Source organism: Collimonas sp. OK307 (genome assembly GCF_900113705.1).
GTDB lineage: Bacteria > Pseudomonadota > Gammaproteobacteria > Burkholderiales > Burkholderiaceae_D > Collimonas.
Map to the genome: position 1 here is coordinate 11,958 of NZ_FOQI01000019.1, position 17,120 is coordinate 29,077.

At 57.1% G+C, this 17,120-nt stretch carries 17 protein-coding genes; 11 read left to right on the plus strand and 6 right to left on the minus strand.

Annotated elements, in window-relative coordinates:
• Window positions 1-101: 101 nt before the first annotated feature.
• The 10 genes from hemN to BM205_RS20475 all read left to right on the plus strand — a co-directional run bounded on the left by hemN (window position 102) and on the right by BM205_RS20475 (window position 10,496).
• Window positions 102-1,520: an oxygen-independent coproporphyrinogen III oxidase gene (hemN, locus tag BM205_RS20430; protein WP_092416709.1), complete on the plus strand. Its 1,419-nt coding sequence runs from the start codon at window positions 102-104 to the stop codon at window positions 1,518-1,520.
• Between the two features lie 26 nt (window positions 1,521-1,546).
• Window positions 1,547-2,326, plus strand: coding sequence for a sulfite exporter TauE/SafE family protein (locus BM205_RS20435; protein ID WP_092416710.1), 780 nt, complete (start codon window positions 1,547-1,549; stop codon window positions 2,324-2,326).
• Window positions 2,323-4,845: a heavy metal translocating P-type ATPase gene (locus BM205_RS20440; protein ID WP_254783977.1), complete on the plus strand. Its 2,523-nt coding sequence runs from the start codon at window positions 2,323-2,325 to the stop codon at window positions 4,843-4,845. The genes BM205_RS20435 and BM205_RS20440 overlap by 4 nt, the downstream gene beginning before the upstream one ends.
• A 10-nt stretch (window positions 4,846-4,855) precedes the next feature.
• Entirely contained in the window at window positions 4,856-5,056 is a 201-nt protein-coding gene (gene ccoS / locus BM205_RS20445; protein WP_092416711.1) for a cbb3-type cytochrome oxidase assembly protein CcoS, read from the plus strand.
• Between the two features lie 107 nt (window positions 5,057-5,163).
• Window positions 5,164-6,645, plus strand: a complete 1,482-nt coding sequence (ccoN, locus tag BM205_RS20450) for a cytochrome-c oxidase, cbb3-type subunit I (RefSeq protein ID WP_092416712.1) — start codon at window positions 5,164-5,166, stop codon at window positions 6,643-6,645.
• Between the two features lie 34 nt (window positions 6,646-6,679).
• On the plus strand, window positions 6,680-7,294 hold the full coding sequence (gene ccoO, locus BM205_RS20455) for a cytochrome-c oxidase, cbb3-type subunit II (RefSeq protein WP_092416713.1): 615 nt from the start codon (window positions 6,680-6,682) through the stop codon (window positions 7,292-7,294).
• Window positions 7,295-7,296: 2 nt separating this feature from the next.
• Complete coding sequence (locus tag BM205_RS20460; RefSeq protein ID WP_175511336.1) at window positions 7,297-7,503, plus strand: cbb3-type cytochrome oxidase subunit 3; 207 nt, start codon at window positions 7,297-7,299, stop codon at window positions 7,501-7,503.
• Entirely contained in the window at window positions 7,496-8,455 is a 960-nt protein-coding gene (ccoP, locus tag BM205_RS20465; RefSeq protein WP_092416714.1) for a cytochrome-c oxidase, cbb3-type subunit III, read from the plus strand. The genes BM205_RS20460 and ccoP overlap by 8 nt, the downstream gene beginning before the upstream one ends.
• Window positions 8,456-8,476: 21 nt before the next feature.
• The gene (ccoG, locus tag BM205_RS20470; RefSeq protein ID WP_092416715.1) at window positions 8,477-9,877 is read left to right on the plus strand and encodes a cytochrome c oxidase accessory protein CcoG; all 1,401 of its coding nucleotides are present in this window, start codon (window positions 8,477-8,479) and stop codon (window positions 9,875-9,877) included.
• 46 nt (window positions 9,878-9,923) lie between these two features.
• Window positions 9,924-10,496, plus strand: a complete 573-nt coding sequence (locus tag BM205_RS20475; RefSeq protein ID WP_254783978.1) for a FixH family protein — start codon at window positions 9,924-9,926, stop codon at window positions 10,494-10,496.
• A gap of 11 nt (window positions 10,497-10,507) precedes the next feature.
• Here BM205_RS20475 and fnr read toward each other — a convergent pair whose 3' ends face one another.
• The 6 genes from fnr to BM205_RS20505 form a co-directional block, all read right to left on the minus strand.
• Window positions 10,508-11,260, minus strand: coding sequence for a fumarate/nitrate reduction transcriptional regulator Fnr (gene fnr, locus BM205_RS20480; RefSeq protein ID WP_092416767.1), 753 nt, complete (start codon window positions 11,258-11,260; stop codon window positions 10,508-10,510).
• A gap of 92 nt (window positions 11,261-11,352) precedes the next feature.
• Window positions 11,353-12,441 carry a fatty acid desaturase gene (locus BM205_RS20485; RefSeq protein WP_254783979.1) on the minus strand — a complete coding sequence of 363 codons (1,089 nt, stop codon included), beginning with the start codon at window positions 12,439-12,441 and terminating at the stop codon, window positions 11,353-11,355.
• Between the two features lie 111 nt (window positions 12,442-12,552).
• Window positions 12,553-13,815, minus strand: a complete 1,263-nt coding sequence (locus BM205_RS20490; RefSeq protein WP_092416768.1) for an MFS transporter — start codon at window positions 13,813-13,815, stop codon at window positions 12,553-12,555.
• A 28-nt stretch (window positions 13,816-13,843) separates the two neighbouring features.
• Window positions 13,844-15,085, minus strand: coding sequence for an MgtC/SapB family protein (locus tag BM205_RS20495; protein WP_092416717.1), 1,242 nt, complete (start codon window positions 15,083-15,085; stop codon window positions 13,844-13,846).
• Between the two features lie 28 nt (window positions 15,086-15,113).
• Window positions 15,114-15,566 carry a universal stress protein gene (locus BM205_RS20500; protein WP_175511337.1) on the minus strand — a complete coding sequence of 151 codons (453 nt, stop codon included), beginning with the start codon at window positions 15,564-15,566 and terminating at the stop codon, window positions 15,114-15,116.
• A 7-nt stretch (window positions 15,567-15,573) separates the two neighbouring features.
• Window positions 15,574-16,062, minus strand: coding sequence for a universal stress protein (locus BM205_RS20505; protein WP_092416719.1), 489 nt, complete (start codon window positions 16,060-16,062; stop codon window positions 15,574-15,576).
• A gap of 293 nt (window positions 16,063-16,355) precedes the next feature.
• Between BM205_RS20505 and BM205_RS24620 the strand changes: the two genes are divergently transcribed.
• Window positions 16,356-17,120 carry a potassium channel family protein gene (locus tag BM205_RS24620; protein ID WP_254783980.1) on the plus strand — a complete coding sequence of 255 codons (765 nt, stop codon included), beginning with the start codon at window positions 16,356-16,358 and terminating at the stop codon, window positions 17,118-17,120.

A 17,120-nucleotide genomic window follows, 5' to 3' on the forward strand; every position in this document is an offset into this window, starting at 1 on the left:
TTGATCTATGTCAAAGCGATTGCCATCTGTGCAAGATATGCTGCAGCCGGTAGATGTCATCAATCCCACGTATTGATGCATTCAATTGCCGGAGCTTGCACATGTTAAATTCAAGAGAATCGTCACCCACAGTTGGCGCGGTTAGTTATGACGCTTCCTTGCTGCGCAAGCTGAATCAACTCGGTCCACGCTATACGTCCTATCCGACGGCAGACAGGTTTTCAGAAGATTTCGGTCCCATCGATTATTTGCAGGCGGTTGCGAACCGCCGTGATATGGGGGCGCGCCATGCCTTGTCGTTGTACGTGCACATCCCATTTTGCGACACGATTTGCTACTACTGCGCCTGCAATAAAGTGGTCACCAGGAATCTCGCCAAGGCCGAACTTTACCTGACGTACCTGAAGCGCGAGATTTCGATGCAGTCTGCCTTGTTTCAAGGTATGAGTCAGGTGGAGCAACTGCATTTCGGTGGCGGTACGCCGACTTTCCTGACGGATGCGCAGATGACAGATCTGCTGGAGCATCTGCGCAAGAGTTTTCAATTCGCGCCGGACGGGCAGGGCGAATATTCGATAGAGGTCGATCCGCGTACAGTGACGCCGGAACGCATCGTCACATTGCGGCGCCAGGGCTTTAATCGCCTTAGCCTCGGGGTGCAGGATTTTGATCCTGTGGTGCAGAAAGCCGTTAACCGGATCCAGCCCGAGGAAGATACGCTTCGGATCATCGATGCCGCGCGATATGCCGGCTTTCGCTCAGTCAGCATAGATTTGATTTACGGCTTGCCGAAGCAGAACGTGATATCGATGGCGCAAACGCTGAACAAGGTGATCGCAGCCGCACCGGATCGGATCGCCATCTACAACTACGCGCATATGCCGCACATATTCAAACCGCAACGCCGCATCGCCGACGCCGATTTGCCGACGCCGGAAGCCAAGATCGACATGTTGTTCCTTTGTATCAAGCGGCTGACCAGCGCCGGTTACGTGTACATCGGAATGGACCATTTCGCCAAGCCCGACGACGATCTGGCGATCGCCCAGCGGCAAGGGCGCTTGCATCGCAATTTCCAGGGCTATTCAACCCATGCGGAAGCCGATCTGGTGTCATGCGGCGTGTCCGCAATCAGCGCCGTCGGCGCCAGCTACAGCCAGAACGAGAAAACGCTGGATGCCTATTATCAGCGTCTCGACCAGGAGATATTGCCAATTGCGCGCGGCATCAAGCTGAGCATGGATGATTTGCTGCGACGCCTGATCATCCAGCGGCTGATGTGCGATTTCGAATTATCGCTAGCATCGATCGAGATCGCCCATCCGATCAAATTCGCTGAATATTTTGCAGCTGAGCTGACGCAATTGGAAATGCTGGCGGCGGACGGCTTGCTCAAGCTGGATGACGAATGGATCACCGTGACCATGAAAGGTCGTTTGCTGATCCGTAATATCTGCATGGTGTTCGATCGGTATCTGGCTTTGGGGAAAAGTCCGTTGCGTTATTCGAAAACCGTTTAAGCAGGTGCCATGAGCATGAGATACGCATGAATCTGATACCGATTTTCTTGATAGGATTATTTGGCAGCATCCACTGTGTTGGCATGTGTGGCGGAATAGTCAGCGCCTTGTCGGTGGCGGCAACGCCCTCGATCCGGGTCATCCCGTTGCGGCCGGTGATGGTCGGAAAAATGCGGGGGCCATCGGATCAAAACCATTTCATGCATCTGTCGCGTGTGTTTGCCTACAACAGCGGCAGGCTGTTCAGCTATGCCTTGGCCGGGACAATAGCGGGAGGCATGGCGCAGAGCGTGCGCGTCCTGACATCGCTGTCATCGCTGCAGATAGGTGCGTATTGGCTGGCTAATCTGATATTGATAGCGCTGGGCTTGCATCTGATGGACGTCTGGAGCGGCTTAAGGCGGCTGGAAGCCCTGGGGCAGATCGTCTGGCGGCGCGTGCAGCCCGCCGTCAAATTTTTGCTGCCCATGGACAGTCCGGCCAAGGCGTTGATGCTGGGCGCTGTATGGGGCTGGCTGCCATGCGGCATGGTCTACAGCGTACTGGTGACAGCAATGCTGAGCGGTGACGCCGTATCTGGCGCCAAGGTGATGCTGGCGTTCGGGTTGGGAACCTTGCCTATGCTATTGACGCTCGGCATGCTGGGAATGCGCCTGAAAGGCTGGTTGCTGGATCGCCGGGTGCGCATCACCGGCGGTGTAATCGTGTTGCTGTTCGGGTTGACGGGCATCTTGCGAGTGGTTAACGGATTGCCGTTAAGCTGGCTTGATGCAATCTGCATCAGTCCGGCGGGAGCCGCGCATTGAGTGCCGTCCTTATCGACCCTGCAGCGCTATCACCGGATATAGCCTCCGAGCTCGCCTCTATCGACTGTTTTCATTGCGGCCTGCCGCTGCCGCCTGCCGCGACGGGACAGCGCTGGTCAGTCAGGATCGGACAGGTGTCGCACGCGATGTGCTGCCCGGGTTGCGCAGCGGTTGCACAAACTATCGTCGACAGTGGTTATGCCGACTACTACACCTCGCGCACGGCGTTTTCCAATCGCATCGACGGTGACGCACTGGTTCCGCCTGAACTGCAACTGTACGACGATGAAGATGGCCGCTCGCAATTCGTCACTGTGCCTGACAATTCTGCCGGGCCGGTGGGCGATCTGTTAGAAGCGACTTTGGCGCTGGAAGGCATTCGCTGCGCTGCCTGTGTCTGGCTGATCGAACAACGGCTGGCGCGCCTGCCGGGGCTGCAGTTGGCCAACCTGAATGTGGCGAGTGAACGCTTGCATATACGCTGGGACAAGACGCAATGCAAGCCCAGCGATATCCTGCTGGCGCTGCGCGAAATCGGCTACAGCGCCTACCCGTTCGATGCGGTCCGGCAGGGCGAGCGGTTGCGCAAATCCGGGAAGCGCCTGTTCCGTCAAACATTCATCGCCGGCCTGTGCATGATGCAGGTCATGATGTACGCCGCTCCGGCCTATTTCGCCGCCGCCGGCAGCATCGACCATGCGCAGCTCCAGTTGATGCGCTGGGCTAGTCTGCTGCTGACCTTGCCGGTGCTGTGTTATTCAGCATTGCCGTTCCTGCGTGGCGCCTGGATCGGCATGAAGTTAAGCCGCTTCGGCATGGACTTGCCGGTAGCCATTGGCATTGTTGCTGCGTTTGCCGGCAGCGCCGTGGCCACCGTACGCGGCTCTGGCGAAGTCTATTTCGATACCGTCACCATGTTCGTCTTCCTGCTGCTGTGCAGCCGCTACCTGGAGCTGACGGCGCGGCGCAAGGCGGCTTCGACGCTGGAGCGCCTGCAACACGCTTTGCCCGATGCGGCTACGCGCTTGCTTGATTACCCGCGCGGGATGGATGGCGAGGTCGTTGCTGCAACAAGATTGGTCAAGGGCGACCTGATCCTGGTCAAGCCAGGCGAGGTGATTGCGGCCGATGGTGTTTTGCTTAGTGGCCGCAGCAGCGTTGACATTTCCTTGCTGACCGGAGAGAGCAAGGCCGTGTCGTGCGCGACTGGCGATACTTTGCCGGGCGGCGCCGTCAACTGCGGGCAAGCCATGGTATTGCGGGTAAGCCGGGTAGTACGCGAAAGTACCTTGTCAGCTCTGCTCAAGCTGGCGGAGCAAGCGACCCAGAACAAACCACGCATCGCGCAATGGGCCGATCAGGTCGCCGGCTGGTTTGTGGCAGCTTTGCTGTTATGCGCGCTGCTGGCGTTTTGCACCTGGCAATGGCTGGATCCGTCACGCGCCTGGCCGATTGCGATCGCCGTGCTGGTGGTGTCCTGTCCCTGTGCCTTGTCGCTGGCGACGCCGTCGGCGCTGGCTGCCGCCACCGACCGGCTGGTGCGCAACGGCGTATTGATCGTGCAGCCGCACGTATTGGAAACCCTGCATCGGGCGACTTATATCATTTTCGATAAAACCGGCACGCTCACCAAAGGTAAACCTGTGCTGCAACAGATTACAGCGTATGGCGCCGGTACGAGCGAACGGTATCTGCAGGTAGCAGCTGCGATGGAAATATCCAGCGCCCATCCTTTGGGAAGGGCAATCGCCGATGCAGCCTGCGGCAGGCCGACTCAGACGTCGGAACTGCGCGACGGGACAATAAGTCAGGTAGCAGGAAAAGGCGTGGAGGCGGAATTCGACGGCATTCTCTATCGGCTCGGTTCGGCATCGTTCGTGGCGGAGCTGGCCGGTGTCTTGATCCCGGCCGCGGCGCCGGAGGAAATAACGATGACGCCAGTTTTCCTGGGTAAGACGGGTAGCTGGCTGGCACGTTTCGATCTGGCCGATGAGGTACGAGAAGATGCCCGCCAGACCTTGGCCTATTTCCAGAGGCGAGGCAAGAAGGTGATATTGCTTAGCGGCGACGACCGCCAGGTGGCGCAGCACGTGGCGCGTGAATTGGCAATGGATGGCGCTTACGGCGAGCACTCGCCGGCACAGAAACTGGCGTTCGTACAAGCCTTGCAGCGCCGCGGCGAGACCGTCGCCATGGTAGGCGACGGGGTAAACGACGCTGCCGTATTAGGTGTCGCAGATGTTTCCTTTGCGATGGGAGCCGGCGCGGCGTTGGCTCAGATCCATGCGGATACGGTATTGATGTCTGATCGCTTGTCAGCGTTGGCCGATACCGCGAGGCTCGGCAATAAGACCATGCACGTGATCCGGCAAAACCTGGCGTGGGCATCGATCTACAATTTGTTGGCGATTCCGGCGGCGGCGCTGGGTTTGCTCAATCCCTGGCTATCGGCAGTGGGCATGTCGTTCAGCTCCGCGCTGGTGGTAATCAATGCGTTATGGTTGCGTAACAAGCTATAGGAGGATAGATATGGAAGCGCTTTATCTGCTCATCCCTATCAGCACCGTGCTGGTGTTCCTGGCGATATGGGTATTCGTCCGTGCTTCCGACAGCGGTCAGTTCGACGATATGGTCGGTCCCGCAATGAGAATCCTGCTGGACGACGACAGTGCCAGGCCGCCGGTGAAAAACGAAATCGAGGCGGCTTCGGACAGTGGTTCCTTTAATTAATTAAATAATTTCTGTCAATTGCACGTCGTTTGATTCACATCAAAGAGAAACCGCCCATAGCCAGTTAACCTCGCTCCATTGCAGTGGTATTTTGGGGAGAGAAGAACGTGGAAAAGGCGCTTAACTATAACTACAAGGTCGTCAAGCAATTTTCGATTGCGACGATAGTGTGGGGAGTGGTCGGCATGGCTGTCGGCTTGTTGATTGCGGCCCAGTTGGCATGGCCGGAAATGAATTTCGACATTCCCTGGCTAAGTTTCGGCCGGCTGCGGCCCCTGCATACCAATGCCGTGATCTTCGCATTCGGCGGCAGCGCACTGATGGCAACTTCCTACTATGTAGTGCAACGGACTTGCCAGGTTCGCCTGTTCTCGGATGGATTGGCGGCATTCACCTTTTGGGGCTGGCAACTGGTAATCGTGCTGGCCGCCATAACCCTGCCGATGGGCTACACCCGCGGCAAGGAATATGCCGAGTTGGAATGGCCAATTGCAATTCTGCTGGCCGTGGTGTGGGTGGCTTACGCCGTCGTGTTCTTCGGTACGCTGGCCAAGCGCAAGGTCGCGCATATCTATGTAGCCAATTGGTTTTACGGCGCTTTCATCATTGCGGTGGCGCTGTTGCATGTAGTTAACGGCATGGCCATGCCAGCCACCCTGACCAAATCCTACTCTGCGTATAGCGGTGTCCAGGACGCGATGATCCAATGGTGGTACGGCCATAATGCGGTGGGATTTTTCCTGACCGCCGGCTTTCTCGGCATGATGTATTACTTCATTCCCAAGCAGGCCGAGCGCCCGGTGTATTCCTATCGTCTGTCGATCGTCCATTTCTGGGCATTGATTTTCACCTACATGTGGGCCGGCCCGCATCACCTCCATTACACCGCACTACCGGACTGGACCCAGTCGCTGGGCATGGTGTTTTCGCTTATCCTGCTGGCGCCATCCTGGGGCGGCATGATCAACGGCATGATGACCTTGTCGGGTGCGTGGCACAAATTACGCACCGATCCTATCCTCAAATTCCTGGTGGTATCGCTGTCGTTCTACGGCATGGCAACCTTTGAAGGGCCGATGATGGCGATCAAGACCGTCAACGCCTTGTCGCACTACACCGACTGGGGTATCGCCCATGTCCACTCCGGTGCGCTGGGCTGGGTCGGCTTCATCACGATGGGTTCGATGTATTACCTGATTCCGCGCCTGGTGGGAAAACAGCAGATGTGGAGCGTAAAAATGATCGAGCTGCATTTCTGGATGGCCACTATCGGCATCGTCATGTACATCGCCGCGATGTGGATTGCCGGCGTGATGCAGGGATTGATGTGGCGTGCGGTGAATCCGGACGGCACGCTGACTTATGCCTTCGTTGAGGTGGTCAAGGCGACTTATCCCTACTACGTGATTCGCTTCTTCGGCGGCCTGTTGTATCTGAGCGGCATGCTGCTGATGGCTTTCAATACATTCAAGACCATGCGCTATAGCTTCCCGGTGGATACGCGCATCACGGTGCCGCGTACTCATCCCGTGGCGCCGGTATTGGTCCCTGCGGCCAAGATCGCAAGCGATGCGGTGGAGGCGCTATGACGCAGCTGACTAATTTTGAATCTGGAGTGCGGGCATGAAATTCTCACATGAATCGATAGAAAAAAATCACTGGCTGTTGATCGGACTGGTGATTCTGGTGGTCAGCGTCGGCGGCCTGGCGGAAATCGTGCCGTTGTTTTTCCAGAAGTCGACGACCCAGCCGATTACAGGCCTGCGGCCCTATTCGCCGTTGCGGCTGGCAGGGCGTGACATCTACATACGCGAAGGCTGCTACAACTGTCATTCTCAGATGATCCGGCCATTCCGTGCCGAGACGGAACGCTACGGCCACTATTCCGTGGCCGGCGAATCGGTCTACGACCGGCCGTTCCAGTGGGGATCGAAGCGCACCGGCCCGGACCTGGCACGCGTCGGCGGCCGCTATAGCGATGAATGGCATCGCGCCCACCTGCACAACCCGCGCGACCTGGTACCGGAATCGAACATGCCCGGCTATCCGTGGCTGGAATCGACCCGCCTGGTTCCTGAAGATATCGTGCCGCATCTGCGCGCGCTGCAGCGCCTGGGCGATCCTTACACCGATGCCGAGATCGCCGCCGCGCCGGCAGCATTGGAAAACAAGACCGAGCAAGATGCGTTGATCGCCTATTTGCAAGGATTGGGAACACAGATCAAGGCGGAGAGATAATCATGGCTATCCAAAAAATACTGATTGAGGCGCACAGCATCATTACCCTGATCAGCTTTGTCACTTTCATCGGCATTGTATGGTGGAGTTACATTCGAAAACGTCCCAAGGATTTCGACGAAGCGGCGTTGCTGCCGTTCGCCGACGACCAGGAACAGCTCGATAAAGTGAAGGCGCAACTGGATGCCAGGGAGCGTCACCATGGCTGATTTTACCGATGGCTTCTGGAGCCCCTATATCACCGTGTTGACGATACTCAGCATTTTCGGCTGTGGTGTGCTGTTGTGGATGCAGGGCAGCCGGCGGGTTACGCTTGAACCGGGGCAGGATCCGGCTGACAATACTACCGGCCATGTCTGGGACGACGACCTGGGCGAATTGAATAACCCCTTGCCGCGCTGGTGGATGTGGCTGTTCTACGTGACCATCGTTTTTGCCCTGGTCTATCTGGTGCTGTATCCCGGCCTTGGTAGTTTCGCCGGTCAGCTTGGCTGGAAATCAAGCAGCGCCTATCAGGCCGAGCTGAAGAAAGCCGATGCCGACTACGGCCCCATGTTCAACAAATACCTGCACCAGGACCTGAAAACCGTCGCCGCCGATCCGCAGGCGCATGCGATCGGTGAGCGCCTGTTCCTGACTTATTGTGCGCAATGCCATGGTTCCGACGCCCGCGGCAATAGAGGTTTTCCAAACCTGACGGACCAGGACTGGCTGCATGGCGGCGCACCGGAAACCATCAAGACCACCATCATGGAAGGCCGGCATGGCGTCATGCCGCCGATGGGTGCTGCACTGGGAGGCGACAAGGATGTCGAGAACGTAGCAAATTATGTGCTGAGCCTGTCCGGCTCGACTCACGATCCTATCAAGGCGATATTCGGCAAACCGAAGTTTACCGTTTGCATGGGCTGCCACGGAAGTGGCGGCACCGGCAACCAGACCATCGGCGCGCCGAATCTGAGCGACAAGATCTGGCTATACGGCGGCAGCGTCGACACCATCATGGAAACCATTCGCAAAGGGCGCGATAACACCATGCCGTCATTCAAGGATTTTCTTGGCGAACCGAAGGTGCATGTGCTTGCAGCGTATGTGTGGAGCTTGTCAAACCATCCCGGCAGTGCGGTCGCACTTGATCGCCCGACTGCCACCTCACAATGATCGCAAGCCAGACTGCCAATCATGAGCGCGAGTGAATCCTCTCCTAAGACTGCCGTTGTCAGGATGTACCAGGCACGGCAGCAAATATATCCTCGCGATGTGAGCGGGCGTTACGCCACGCTACGCTGGGTATGTGTCTGGCTGACGCAGCTGGTGTTTTATGGCATGCCGTGGTTAAGGTGGAATGGCCGCCAGGCAGTGCTGTTCGACCTGGCCGCGCGCAAATTCTATTTGTTCGGCATCGTTCTGTGGCCGCAGGATTTTATCTATCTTGCCGTACTGCTGATTATCTGCGCGTTCTCGCTGTTCTTGTTTACGGCAATCGCCGGCCGCGTCTGGTGCGGCTACGCTTGCCCGCAAACGGTGTATACCAAGATATTTTTGTGGATAGAAAGCCGGATAGAAGGGCCGCGCAGTTCGCGCATGCGGCTCGACCGGCAAGCGTGGTCGCTCGATAAATTACTGCGTAAAAGCGGCAAGCATCTGGCCTGGGGCGTCGTGGCTTTGTGGACCGGCTTTACTTTCGTCGGTTACTTCACCTCTATCCACGATCTTGCGCGCGAGGCGAGCGTGCTTGGCCTGGGATCGTGGGAGTGGTTTTGGGTTTTGTTCTATGGCTTCGCCACGTATGGCAATGCAGGCTGGATGCGGGAGCAGGTGTGCAAATACATGTGTCCGTATGCCCGCTTCCAGAGCGCCATGTTCGATCGCGATTCCTTGATCGTTACCTACGATGCGGCGCGCGGCGAACCGCGTTCTAGCAGCTTCCGGAAAACACCGGAACCGGCATCTTCTCCCTGCATTGATTGCAGCATGTGCGTGCAGGTTTGTCCGACCGGGATCGATATTCGGGCGGGCCTGCAATACATGTGCATCGGCTGTGCAGCCTGTGTCGACGCTTGCAATATGGTGATGGACAAGATCGGCGCGCGGCGCGGACTGATCCGTTATTCAACGGAACATGCGATCGACGAGAACTTGCCCGCGGCCGCCATTCTGCGTCGAATATTTCGCCCGCGCGTATTGATCTACAGCTCGGCGCTGCTGGTGATCGTCTCGGTCTTCCTTGGCTCGCTGATACTCAGGGTGCCTCTCAAGGTGGATGTGATCCGGGATCGAGGTTCCATGGGCAGGGAAGTCGAAGACGGCATGGTTGAGAACGTCTATCGGCTGCAGGCAATCAATGCCGACGAAATGCCGCATCGCTACAAGATAAGTGTGGCTGGCATCGATGGCATCGCACTGTCCGGCGAAAGCGAGATAACGCTCGCCGCCACTGAGACGCGGCTGATTCCAGTGCGGGTAAGAGTACCGCACGGGCAGGGCCGGCCGGGTTCCAACAGTATTTCTTTCAGGCTGCAGGAACTCGATGGCGCAAGGTCGCAGGTGAATGAAAAAGCCGTGTTTTATATACCTAGATGAAACCGCCGGGAACCAGCATGAATTACACGAGACGAACAGGATAATCATGAAAAACCAAGCACATTCGATGACCACGTTTTCTACTGTTCCTACGCCGTGGTACGCCCAGCGCTGGCCATGGTTTCTGATATTGGGCCCGCTGGTGGTCGTAGTGGCGGCCAGTTATACCGGCTGGCTGGCATTTTCCCGGCAAGATGCGCTGGTGGAAGACGACTATTACAAAGAGGGCAATGCGATCAATCAGGATCTGCGGCGCGACGAGGAGGCGATACGGCGCGGCATTGTCGGCAGCCTGCGCTACGACGCCGTGCAAGGTATCCTCAGCGGCAATCTGCGCAACATCGCTGACCACTCCGGTCACGGCACGGCGCCGCTAGCCGATCGTCGGTTGCGGCTGCGCCTGATTCATTCGACTTTGCCGGAAAAAGATATCGACCTGTTTGTACTGCCGAACGTTCAAGGAAATTTTTCGGTGCACCTGCCATTGCTGGAGATGGCGCGCTGGCAGATCCTGATTGAAGACGCGCAGCACGACTGGCGCCTGCATGCTACCTGGAACTGGCCACGGCAACGCAGCGTGGAATTGAATCCGCTCGCCATGAGGGCGGCAGACGACTAAGCCGCCTGGAATCAGTTGCAGGTGTCTGCGCCCATTGCCAATATTTTCAATGCCGGGAAATCGACCAGTTCGATATCCCGTTTATCGACCTTCAGTATGCCTTCCTTCCTGAACTTGGACAGCAGGCGGCTGATGCTTTCGATCGTCAGGCCAAGATAATTGCCGATATCCTCGCGCGTCATGCGTAGCTGGAAGTTGGTCGATGAATAGCCGCGTGTAGCGTAGCGCGACGACAGATTTACCAGGAACGCTGCAAAACGCTGCTCGGCGCGCATATTGCCGAGTAACAGGATGACGCTTTGCTCACGCGTGATTTCCTTACTCATGATGCGGTGGAAATGCCGCAGCAGTGTCGGAATATCGCTGAACAGTTCTTCCAGCCGGGCGAACGGAATGTCGCATACCTCGCTGTCTTCCAAAGCTACTGCATCGCACTGATGGCTGCCGGTACTGATCGCATCCATGCCCAGCAATTCGCCGCTCATCTGGAAACCGGTGATTTGCCGGGCGCCGTCGGAACTGGCTTGATAGGTCTTGAATTGCCCAACCCGCACCGCATACAGCGAGCCGAACTTGTCGCCGATCCGATACAGGGAGTCGTCCCGGCGCACCCGGTGGCGGCCGATGATACTGTCCAGGCGCAGCATGTCGGATTCGTCCAGTCCCATTGGCAAGCACAACTGATGCATGCTGCACGAGGAACAACTGTTGCGCAGGGCGGCGATGTCGAGCAACGGCGCTGTGTGAGGGGAAGGCTGATGCATGGCGAAGTCCGGTAGAGGATAAGGCATTGCGGCTTGCCGCAACACGCTATTTTACCCCCGGACATCGCTTGATGGCCGTATTGACGCCCGGATCAGTTGGCGTTTGCCGACGCACTGGTGGGTATGCCGGAAAAATCGGTCCAGCAGCGGCGCCGAAAATCGTAGAGTTTGCAGCGACGCGCCGTATCGAAATACCAGCGCCATGAAAATTTCTGGATCACTATGCGCGATGGCAGCATGACTTCCAGGATCTGCTGCGCTTTTTTCAAGCGATAGAGCGGGATGCTCATATCGACATGGTGCGCGGTGTGTTCCATGATGTGATGCAACAGCGCGCCGATACGATAGCGAAACGTCAGGTGAACCGTAGTCGAGACAAATGGTTGTGCCGCTGCCCACACGGTTTTCTGGTCGTACCAGGCGACGCCGGTATGGGTGTGGTGTACATAGACCACAAAACCGATCATCGCATTCCAGAACACGAACGGTAGTGCAAAACCGGCCGTCAGGGTCAGCCAAACCGGCTGCCCGGTTGCGATCGCGGCAATGCTTAGCGCTGCAATCCAGAACGTTGCTGCAAGCGTGACCAGAATACCGTCCCAGATGAATACCGAGCGCCGGGTCGGCATTGTCTTCCGGCTGGGGAAGTACATGCGTTGCCACCACATTTCAACCAGGTAGTACAGCCAAGGCCCCCAACCGCTGCGATAGAAACGTTCCAGCCATTGGCGCCAGCGCGGCAAGGCCTGGAATTCATCCAGCGACAACGGATGCCAGACGAAATCGAAACCTTTCAGGTTGGTGTAACCGTGATGCACGACGTTATGGCCGACATCCCACAGGCTATATGGCGTCAGCGACGGCAGGAAAACCAGGCGGCCGAGCCAGCGATTGAGGCGCCGGTGCGGTGTAAAGCTTTGATGACAGGCATCGTGGCCGAGAATGAAGAGGCGGCCGATGATAAAGCCGGCGATCATGCCAAGTAATAATTTGGCCGCAATGTTCTGCAACCAGACGGTGGCGACGATTGCTAGCGAAAACAAGACCAGGTCAAGCAGGACCAACGCCAGTGCGCGGCCTGTGCTGCGCCGTGCGACAGGCAGCAGCCATGAGCGGATAATTTTACGGTGCGGCATGGCGGCCGACGGCGATACCGGATCGGGTAAGCGGATGGGAATCATTGGCAAACCTTTGATAAAAAAATAAAAATGCCAGCCGATCGTAGGCGATATAAGGACGGCTGACGTTGATTTCGATCAAAGATTCGCGTGTTTCCTGATACGGCTTCTGTTTCAGGACGGCTTTCCTGCGACAGGCGGTGATGAACCAGGGAGCGCAGAGATCAGCCATTTCCGTCCAATCGCGATATGCGCCACCAGCGCCAGCGCGCCATTGAGTGCCAACGCATAGCGCACTCCCATGAGATGCACAGACAGACCTGTTAAAAGACTACCGACGGATAGCCCACCGCGCATGGCAAGCATGTATAAGCTGACACTCTGGCCGCGCAGCAACGGACTCGCGCTTGCCTGTAACAGAGAATTCGCCGAGATGTTGCTCGCATTCATCGATAAACCAGCTAACACCAATAGAATCGGCAACAACCAGTACCACTGGTTTAGGGCCGCGCATACCAAAATTGCGCCGTAGCCTGCGGCGAACCAGGAGCTCAGCCGGCGCAGGTCATGTCCAGTACCGACGCTAAGCAAGGCGATCGCGCCGAGCAGGCCGCCGACACCGAATGCCCCCAGCGCGATGCTGAACTGGCGTGCGTCGCCATGCAAGGCGTCTTTGACTAGCACCGGGCAAAAGACAATCAAGGGTCCGCACAAGAAGCTGCTGGTCAGCACGGTAAGCAGTGCACCGCGCAAAAGAGGATCGCTGATAATGTTGCCGACGCCCGAAAATAAGGTGTTGCTGCCAGATTTATTGGTCGCCGCCACCGGCATTTTGGTATGTGGCAGTATCCACAGGGCCACGGCAATAAACGGCAGATAAGACACTGCATTGACGGCGAAGCAACCGACTGCCCCTACGCTAACCATCAAGATGCCGGCGATGGCCGGTCCCAGAATGCGGGAAAGATTGAACTGCGTGGAATTCAATGCCAGGCCTTGTGCAATTTGCTCGTGTTTCACGAGGGAGGGCACGATCGACTGGAATGACGGCATGGACAGCGCGTCGGTGACGCCCACTATCAGCGAAAGGACGATGACCATCCATGGCTGTATGGCAGCAGTGAGCAGCAATATCACCAGCAGTATGGGACACAGCATCTGAATCGACTGGAACAGCGTAATCACGCGGCGCCGGTCTGCATGGTCAGCCAAGGCGCCGCCGACCAGGGTCAGCAACCATATCGGCGCGCCCAAAGCGAAGGCGTCCAGCCCGATCAGGAATGGTGATGCACCCAGGCTTAGCAGAAGCCAGGGCTGGGCGACTTGCTGGGCCCAGGTGCCGATATTGGAAAGCAGGCTGGCAATCCAGAATGTACCGAAGCGGCGTGTGGCCAGGAGATTGAGCGAGTCGGCAAGCGTATTTCTGGATGTTGACAATTGTTTCACATGTCACCTGCAAGTTTGCTCAGTTCAATGCCAGACCGGCCCAGGCCATCAACGTCACCAGGAACAGGCCGGGGATCACCCGGTTTGCAAAATCCCGATTGCCGCTTGTCAAGGCTACCACGCACTTGGAAATGCTATTGGCGGTCAATCCGGCGAGTATCGGTGCTGCGGCTGCGTGACTGCTGATTTTTCCCTGTGCGGCGAAGGACGCAGCTGAAACTGCTACCGAGTGCGCGTCGGCAAAACCACCAATAAAAGATGCTAACAGGACGCCCTTACCACCAAACCAGGATGAGAAAGCGCCCGACATCAGCAGAATGCCGGAAATGATGAGTGCCAGCAGCAGGGCGCCTTTCATATCGAACGGGCTGCCGAGTTGCAGCGCAGGTCCAGGCCGGGAATGCGCCGACAAGGCGATCATCAGCGCTGCATAAAGCAATGCCGCAACCAGTCCGCAGGCTAAGGGCAAAGCTAGCGCCAGGAGGGTAGGCCGGTGGGTTGCCGCGATCACTATCGCCAACTGCAATAGTGTCGATACCGTCGATAACACCGCGCCGGTGGCGGCGGCATTTAGCTGATCCGGCGCCTGGGTGGCGCGAACGCCCATTGCGCCGATGGTGGAAATGCTCGACACGAAGCCGGAAAACAGGCCGGTCAGCGGCAAACCGAGCCTTGCTCCGAGTAATCGTTGCGTAATGTGGCCCAATGCGCCGATAAGCAGCATCAATATGACGAAGCGCCAGATTGTATGCAGATTGAGTACCGCGTAAGGATCGATGGTTCGATCCGGCATGAGCGGCCACAATACGAAAACAGCGGCGCCTAAGACCAATGCGTTGTTCCATTCTCTCTGGCTGAGAATGGATCGCGCAAAGTGATGCAATCTGTCTCGGGCCGCCAGCACGATGGTCACCAACACGCTCAGCGCTGCCGCCAGCTGGATTTCCCGAACCGCCAATGCGCCTAGCAGCAGCGTCAGGATCAATGCCGTTTCAGTAGTTAACCCGGGGTCGTCATGAGACTGCTTGAAATAGGCAACGGCAAGAAGTGCCGTCACGGCAAGGGTCAGGACCACCAGCAATAGTGCACTATCGAGCAGCATGCTCATGGAGCCCAACAGGGAGACTAGCGTGAAAGTACGAATGCCCGCAGGACTGCGCGTCGGGCCATCACCTTTGCAGCGCTCGCGTTCGGCGCCAATCAGCAGGCCAATGCAGGCGGCGACCGCCAATGGTGCGACAAGGTCAGCCGGCAGTGTCATTGCTGTTCGGCCGATGCCGTTCCTGTCGTTAGGATTTGATGATTAATACCGGACGATCGGCGATACGCAGATAGTGTTCGGCAACGCTGCCGAGCATGAGTCGTTGCATGCCTTGCAAGCCATGCGATCCCATCACTACCACACTGGCGTCCCACCGTTTTGCCACTTCTCGGATGATGTCGGCCACCCGTTTGCCGCGCTCTTGCAGATCTAATATCTGTACGTCACCTCGGATGCCGAAATCGTCGAAAATGTGCAACGCTGCCTTCCTGAGGTTGAGAGCTTGCTCGGCTGCCGCCTGCAGCATCTGCTCGCGTTGGAAATATACGACGCCAAGCAGAGGGAAGGAGAGCAGCGGGTCGACATTGACATACAGTGCGCGAATCTCGCAACTTTGCGTCTTTGCCAACAGGCACGCCTGACGCAAGGCGTTTTGCGCAAGTTCGCTGCCATCTGTTGCAACCAGGATGCGTTTTAGCATGGTGACTTCACTCCTTGGCCGTTTTTTCGGACGCCTGCTCGTTGCCATGTACCAATAGCACCGGGCGCTCTGAGATGCGCACGAAATGCTCGGCAACGCTACCCATCAGCATGCGTCGTACCCCGCGCCGCCCGTGGGTGCCCAGCACCGTCAGGTCAGCTCCCCATTTTTCACCTTCTGCCTTGATGGCTCCGGGAATGTCGCAGTCCATGTCACGCAGGTCGAGCATGCTGGTTTGCACTTCGTAACCTTGCGATCGCAAGTCAGCTTCTGCCTTCGCCAGAATTTTTTTACCTTCAGTCACGGATACTTCGCGCAACAGTTCGATATAGGTGAAATCGTCATTGATCATCGGAAAGGTGGTAAGCGGATCTTCCACCACATGCACCACACGCACCGTTGCGTCGGGCGCTGCGAAGTTGGCAATCTGCTGCAGCGCTTGAGCGGAAGTAGGGCTGCCGTCGACAGCAAGCAGGATCTTCTTATATATGGCCATGATGTTTCTCAATAAAGGAAATATGGGTGGTTGCGGTTTGGAGCAACTGTCGATATGAACACCTTGATAACGCCTTAAGAATCATTGTATGTCTTGAGCGCAAGCCGGCAAGCGCAATTGCAGGGGGAGTTGAGATAGATCAAACACGCCGTCGCCAACCAGGGACACGACTGGGCTGCTGCTGAAATTACAGCGCATTTTTGATCCAGCGCAAGTTGTCGCCGGCGATCTCCGTCAATATGTACAAAACATCGTTACTTGTGCAGCTGCGCGTAGCTACTGATGGAAAACGCATGAAAAATTCAATACTGCCCTGGCCACTGAAAATATTGATGCCAGGTGCGTTACTCCTGTCGATTCCCGCTTTCTACCTGGTTCTGGCCGGGCCGGGGCTAATGTATCGTCATGTCGGGAGCGGGCTGTATTTAGCCGTCGCTGCCATGGTTGCCATCGATCTGCTGATCCGGACCAGAACCCAAGGCTGGCATGACGGTGTGGTCACGCTGAATGCGATGTTTTTTTTCGGCGCAGTGCTCAGCGCCTGGCCAGGCAATCCGCCGTGGAGCGTGATCGAATGGACTTTACGGATGGCCTTTTGCGGCATCGTTTTCCTGCGTTTGTCGATGCTGTTGGGAGAATACCTGGTGCCACGCCGGCTGCTGCATGTGGTGGCGCTGGCAATCGCGGTGCTGGCAGTGGCCGGAGCTGGTTTCTTGTGGCTGGAACCGCGCGTCCATACCTATGCCGACGGCGTCTGGCTGGCATTCATTACAGGGGCGACAGTTGGCTATGGCGACCTGGTTCCGTCCACGCCAGCATCCAGGATTTTCGCCGCCTTTATCGTATTGCTGGGCTATGCCTTGTTTTCGGTTGTCACGGCGAGCATATCGGCAATGTTGGTGGGTGAGGATGAGAAGCGGCTGGAACGCGAGTTGCACGCTGACATGCGCATGTTACGTAGAGAAATTTCGTTATTGCATAAAGAATTACGATCTTCGCATCCTGAATCTGGCGGTGAGGATGTCGACACTGCCGGTAAAGAATTGCTCCGTGTCTGA